The 6,474-nt window shown below is 56.7% G+C and carries 4 protein-coding genes and 1 pseudogene; 3 read left to right on the forward strand and 2 right to left on the reverse strand.

Features of this window, described 5'->3' with window-relative positions:
* Nucleotides 1-6: 6 nt before the first annotated feature.
* Both ACERJA_RS19120 and ACERJA_RS19125 read right to left on the reverse strand, forming a co-directional pair.
* The gene (locus tag ACERJA_RS19120; protein ID WP_373609808.1) at nucleotides 7-1,095 is read right to left on the reverse strand and encodes a thiamine ABC transporter substrate binding subunit; all 1,089 of its coding nucleotides are present in this window, start codon (nucleotides 1,093-1,095) and stop codon (nucleotides 7-9) included.
* A gap of 49 nt (nucleotides 1,096-1,144) precedes the next feature.
* Complete coding sequence (locus ACERJA_RS19125) at nucleotides 1,145-2,899, reverse strand: asparagine synthase-related protein (protein WP_373609809.1); 1,755 nt, start codon at nucleotides 2,897-2,899, stop codon at nucleotides 1,145-1,147.
* A gap of 325 nt (nucleotides 2,900-3,224) precedes the next feature.
* On the opposite strand from ACERJA_RS19125, the gene ACERJA_RS19130 reads away from it, so the two are divergent.
* The 3 genes and pseudogenes from ACERJA_RS19130 (at nucleotide 3,225) to ACERJA_RS19140 (ending at nucleotide 6,210) form a co-directional block, all read left to right on the forward strand.
* A complete protein-coding gene (locus tag ACERJA_RS19130; protein WP_373609810.1) occupies nucleotides 3,225-3,611 on the forward strand; it encodes a helix-turn-helix domain-containing protein in 387 nt (128 codons plus the stop codon).
* A 1,468-nt stretch (nucleotides 3,612-5,079) separates the two neighbouring features.
* Nucleotides 5,080-5,631, forward strand: a pseudogene (locus ACERJA_RS19135) (RNA-guided endonuclease InsQ/TnpB family protein); the annotation flags it as partial.
* 363 nt (nucleotides 5,632-5,994) lie between these two features.
* Nucleotides 5,995-6,210 carry a hypothetical protein gene (locus ACERJA_RS19140; RefSeq protein ID WP_373609811.1) on the forward strand — a complete coding sequence of 72 codons (216 nt, stop codon included), beginning with the start codon at nucleotides 5,995-5,997 and terminating at the stop codon, nucleotides 6,208-6,210.
* Nucleotides 6,211-6,474 lie beyond the last annotated feature (264 nt).

Here is a 6,474-nt window from a genome sequence, read left to right on the forward strand (position 1 = left end):
ATCTGTTTAATTGCCACCCGTGACTTCACGTTCCCAGTTGCGCAGCCACGTCGAGAGGTTGCCCTCGAGTTCGTCGTACCCAAAGAAGACGGGTTCTTCGGGGTCGACCGCGTACTCTTCGTACACCTCTGGGAGTTCGGTTTCCGTATTGACTGGCCCGGTAACGTTTCGCTCGGCGATCACGGCCTGGACCTCCGGTTCGAGGATGAAGTCCATGAACTCGTAGGCGAGTTCGTCGTTCGTTCCCGCTGCAAAGCGGGCCATCCCGGCCATGTTGGTGTACCCCTGCCCGTTCAGCAGCGCGACCTGGTGTTTCTCAAGGTCGTTGTCGAAGCGCTTGGCGAAGACACGGTCGTTCGTATAGGAGACAACGGCCTCTGATTCACCCTCGGTGAACCGGTTGTAGACGTCACCCCAGGAGTTGAGGATCCGTGCGTCGTTGTCTACGAGATCGTTCCAGTAGTCGATTGCGCGCTCTTCACCGAACTCGTTGACCGTCCAGAGGAAAAAGAGGAGACCAGTCGTCGACCCGTTGGGGTTCGAGAGGGCGAGGTTCCCTTCGTATTCCTCGGAAAGCAGGTCCTCAAAGGACTCTGGCTCTGACAGCGATCGGCCGTCGTAGACGATCCCGCAGTGGCTCTGGAAGGTCGGAATCACTCGACCGTGCGGATCGAAGTAGAACTCCTCACCGATACCCTCGGCGTTCGAGAGTTCGCTTTCGTCCGTCGAAGCGAACAGATCGCCGTCGATGTTCTCGTCGGCACGCACGAGGTTCTGTGGTCTGACACCGAGGAAGAGTTCCGCGTTGATCTCCGCACCCTGATTGTGCCGTTCGACGTAATGGTTGAGTTCCTGGCTTGGCGTCTCCCATTGGAGTTCGACATCGTGGCGCGACTCGAACTCGTCTTTGATCCACTCGCCCGGACTATCACTCGGTGCATCGATAAACGAATCGTAGGTACCGACAGTGAGGACACCATCGTCAACGGAATCAGTAGTGTCTCCGTCGTCACTCTCGATATTAACTCCCGAGCAGCCGGCTAAACCGACAGTCGCGATCCCCGCACTCGTCGTGAGAAACGTACGCCGTCTCATTACCGGGTAATCTCACCCGGTGGTATGTAAGCGTCGCGTTTCTGTCCTCTCAGTCCACAGATTCTGTCAAAAGAGATATCATAGTTGTCTCCGGGACCGGACTACCCGCGTCCGAAAGGTCAAGCCGTCCCGTTTCGGCCAGCGTTTGAAGCGCGTAGAAGCTTTGAACCGGTGGCAGCCGCCTGCGCAACTCGTCGTCAACCGCGCCGTACCACGCGAGGGGATGCTGTTCCGGCTCACTCCATGCCGACTGTGGGGCGAGAAACGGCGGTTCCCAGTCGCCGCCGCGTTCGGTAAACTGACCGACCGGCGTCTGCCTGAGCAGCGAGAGCTGTCGATCGACCGGCGAGAGTGATCGGTCCGTGATTGCGGCTCGCCGAGATGAGACACCGGCAGCCCGGCGGTAGCGATCGACGGCAAGTTCGGCATGGGCTCGCTTCTCGCGACGCCATTCGAGTGGCACCTGTTCCCAGGCCCGAACGTACGCTGGATCCCACAGGGGGAGCCACCAGTCGACGCCCGCATCTTCGTACGCCCGCAGGTCACCGTTCGTAAACGTGGCCATGCGACCGCGCCACTCCCACCGTTCGTAGCTTGCGGCGGCGCGTGCGGGGTCGACAATGGAGTCGGGGTCTCGACCGCCGAGCAACCCGCGACGAATCCGATCGCGAGCAATCGTCCGAAACGCCTCGTCGTCCCACTCCCAGAGCGTGTAGTGGGTTTCGAGCACGTAGTCGACGAGCGCCTCGATCGACGGGGCAATAGTCTCTCGATCAGGCGTCTCCGTCGCATCAACGGCCGGCCCGCAGCCAACGAGGGTTTCGGTCTCACTTCGATCAGGTTCCCCTACAAACACTGGAAGGCGCTCGCTTGGGGTCGCGACGGTGTGACCCGGACAAAACAGCGCGTCTCGTGGGAGCCGATCTTCCTCGAGAAGTCGGTGGAGGGCGGGGACCTCTGCGAGAAACGGGAGTGCGTCGCCACCGAAGGCTCGAGTGCGGTACTGTTTCGCCCTCGTACTGTGATACCACTCGTCCCATAGGGCTTCGTCGTACGCGACGAACTCCCAGCGGATTCCGAGCCGGGTCGCAACCTCGCGGCTCACTTCGACGTCCGGATGGCCCGAGCGGCCGAACGTAAATGCGATCACGTCGCGATCGCGGGCAACGAGTGCCGACGCAAGCAGCCGGGAGTCGTAGCCGCCCGACAGCGGCAGGACGATCGGCCGATCGCCGGCAACGCGCTCTAACCGATCGAGGGCGATTTCGAGAGCGCGTTCCAACTGTGTGACCGGGTTTTCACTGTTCTCGCCGTACCCACTCGACGGACCGGCGGGCCAGTAGTCGCGATACGTTCGCTCCGTGACCGTGCCGTTTTCAAGGGTGACGACCGCACCGGGCTGGGTCGCATGGACGTCTCGCCAAATCGTCTCCGAACCCGTCACGTACCGCGTGAGCAGGAACTCGCTTTCGGTGATCGGATCACGCTGGGCACCGATGGTATCCCGGACGACCCGGCCGCGATCCGAGACGACGGTTCCATCGGCGTCGTAGTAGATCGGGATCGATCGGGCGCCGTCGGCGACGAGCGTCGCTGTTTCGTCCGTCGTAAGAACCGCAGCATAAAATCCCTCGAGCTCCGTGGCAATGGCCGCTACGGAGTCGAGTGGCCGCTCCTTGTCGAACTCGAGGAACCGCGCCGCTAACCGCTTCCCCTCGAGAACTGTACTGCCGTCGAACGCTTGCCCGCGAACTGCACAGCCGTCGACGCATATCCAGTCGTTCGCCCGGAGAGTCGTCTGCACAGTCAGACATTCGGGGAGCTGTATATAGATTCGGCGGCTGGTTGCTCCGTCACTGACCGATTGAGTTCGACCTAACGCTGATACGGCCGGTTCGGCTACTCTTGGTGAACTCTCCCTTCCTATTCAGCCACTGATATGGCTTCCTTGAGGCAGGGGCTTGACCCCGAGGCGATTCACGACTCAGTCCAGACGATCAAGATCGCCGCGACGTTCACGTTGCATGATTCCGGCTGCGAACCGGGAAGCGTGTCGATGAGAGCCGCTTCGGTCTCGTGCGTTTGGATTCTTTGGGTCACAGCATCCACCAACCCAACGCGCGCTGTCAGTGGAGGAACAACCGGAGGACCCAGAGGATCTGCTGCCGCCGCACAGTATTCTCAATCTTGAGGAGTACCTCGAGATGCATGCTGCAGTCGGGCACCGCACTCGGTACGAGATCCTCTACCGGCTCGTCCACGGCGGGGACATGAGCCCGACGGAACTCGAGGAGGAAATCGAAATCGACGATAGTACACTCCATTACCACCTCAACAAGCTCCTCGACGTCGGCCTTGTCGAGCGACGTCAGCGCACGGAACGGGGGCAGGACGGACTGTACACGTACTACCGAGCAACCGTGTTCGGCGAGGTAACGCTCACGGAAGGTGTCGACGAGTTGATCCGCGGAGAGTGGGACTTCGAAGCGATGTACGACAGCTCTGTCAACAGGTAATTTCAATCGTGGCTTTGCTTAAATCCACTTCGTGTCTTGCGATTTGTTAAAAAGGCCACGGAGACGGTGGTCCGTGACGGCTCACTGTGAACGACGGGATTCTCTTGCCGCTCAAAGAGAGGCTATCTTTTTCAAATTGAGAACACTTGCAGGGTAGTGTCCTAGTGAACCCTCTCGAGACACTCTGCCTTGTTCACCTGTAGCGTATGTACTCTACAAATCAAGTGGGCGGAATACTCTCTCCAAACTGTGGGTGTAATTTAGAAATGCCTTGAATGAGCGTTTTAGAGCGTCTTAACAGACTAAACACTTGCAGGGTGGTGTCTCCACTAAATACGCTTCTTACAGATTGAACAGGCGTAATGGCAGTGTCTTTTACAGGCGGAGCAGGCCGAGTGCTTCGTGGGCTTGGCTCTGAAGCTACACGGACCAACTCAAGCGAATCGGGTGCGGGAGCCACCACTTCGCTCGCGTGAGCGCGCCGGCTTGATCGAGTTTCTTCTCTCGGCGGGCTCGGTAGTTGTCGAGTTCCCGCTGTTCCTCAACATACTCGACTCCCACGGGCGATTCTCAAGTCAGTCAGCGGGCTTCGAAATGACCGACTCCTCGTTCCCACCAGTTGCATCCAGGATATCAGGGACCACATCATCATCAGCGAATGTACGCTCTCACTCAACTGCGTGCCTGATGGTCAGGCGGGTGGGGAAAAAGTCACCATCGGAGTAAATTACATAGGTAAACTGTCATGTCTTCCAGTCCAATAAACCGTCCTCGAGGAGACCGTAGTAAAGGATGGAAGACACTCGAGGTTCACACAGCGGCGCGCCCACTCTTCAATCCACCGGCCATCGTTGGTTCCAACAGGAGCCTCTAGTTCTTTCTCACTGAACCGTTTTTTCGGACGGTTTGAGCATCTTGCTGGTCTTGGATTGTGACTTCGTGATGAAAACAAACAACAAACATCGCCGCAAATCGTATCACAATTCTATGATCGAATTCTGATATTCTGAGTTCGGATTCTCATTGTTTGATAGCCCATCGGCTAGAGAGAGCCAGCGGCGTTTGCACCGTTGTACCCTAGCCCTTCTTTGGAGGATTTTGGAGGTACAGGACTGCATAAAACGGTTTCAAATCAACTAATAGTTCCGTCGGGCACTTCTTAGGTCGCAATAAGGTGCTCGACGCGGTTCGAAATCTAGTCTAAGCCGGGAATTGTGCCCGACGAGGCAGTAAAACCATTAAAACCGAAAGAATAGAGTTCAGATCGAAACTGAAACCGGTCACTACGAAAGAGTTGCAAATGACGGTATCTATGTGTTACTGCCGGAAATCCTCTTTCTCTGCCGAAACTGAGCAATACAGCGGCTGAAAACAGCACGACGGACCTCTAAGTACGTCGACCTCCCTCCCTCACGAAAAGTATAGAAAATATGGTAATATTTCTATGGCGATCTAAATTCTAAACGGTGATGACTCATCCTCGGAGCAGGCCACGCGATTGAACGCGAAGAAATCCAATCGACGCACGCACTACTTCCACGTTCTGTCCAGACACCTCGTCGAACGGTGTGTCGAAGAAGATGTGGGCACCATAGCTATTGGCAATCTCGGTGGTATCCGTGAAGACGAGGATGGTGATGTGAAGGATTGGGGTAAACACGGCAATCTCGACTTGCACTCGTGGGCGTTCGACCGTTTCACGAACTTGTTGGAGTTCAAGGCTGAAGCAGAAGGCATCTCGGTGGAACGGGTATCTGAACGAGGTACATCGAAGTCGTGTTCGTGTTGTGGCCGGGAGAGAAAGGCGAATCGCGTGGAGCGTGGGTTGTACGTGTGTGATGAGTGTGGAGTGGTTGCGAATGCGGATGTGAATGGGGCTGAGAATATTCGACGGAAAGTATCTCCGAGTCTCGCTTGTGATGGGGGAGATAGGAGTACCGGCTGGTTGGCACAGCCATCGACGTATTTGTTCGATTCCGAGAGCGGATGCTTTGCACCGCGAGAACAAGTATTGTCGTAGACCGTAATATCCCAACCGCGGTCGGGATTCCCGCGTTAACGAGATGCAACGCGTCTCGTTCGCACCCCAGAACGCTCTGCGTGCTGGGGACGTCTTCAGGCGGGGAGGATGTCAATGATGGACTCGCTGGAAATGGATCGAACCAGCTACGGCTGTACTGTCAAACAACGGCAGGCAAGCAGTTGGCTTACTCACCTCCGTCGTTGACTGGGTCACTTCAAGCGCCTTGCCGAGCGGGCTGATGGCACCGTCCACGAACAATAGTCGCAACTACTCGTCTCGATCCCGACCGAGTCTCACGTCGGATAGCGAATAGGGACTGTCATCGATGCATTCAAGACCAACATAATAGAATACTAACTTGTGGTCAACATCAAATTTGATTTTGACGACGACATGATCGCTGTCGACGACCACGACCGCAAGCAGCGGCTCGTCGCCGCACAAGACGGCGGTGTTTGGCGCGTTCTCGAGGGACCGATGGACGGGCCGAACACACTCTCACAGCGAACCACTGTCGAGACAGCGAATCAAGTTCTCGTCGATGTGTTGCAGTGGCTTGCCGAGTCTGACGGCTAGCCTAGCGAGTATACGGCCTATACGTCTTGGTACCCGACGCCGACGATATAGCGTTTGATCTCACCGTGGTTGTTCATTACGAATATGAGATCGATGTACCGATTGATGCGGCTCTTTCGACACTCGAGAATTTGCATATGAGCGGTGAGCTGGATTTAGAGTCTCTTCGCCAGAATGCAGAGAACCAAGGCTTCTTGTGACTCATCGGGCAGCTCTCTGGTCGGCCCCACACACCACCGATTCAAACGTTTCTCGTGGCTTGAT

The sequence above is a fragment of the Natronorubrum sp. A-ect3 genome (assembly GCF_041821125.1).
Lineage (GTDB): Archaea > Halobacteriota > Halobacteria > Halobacteriales > Natrialbaceae > Natronorubrum > Natronorubrum bangense.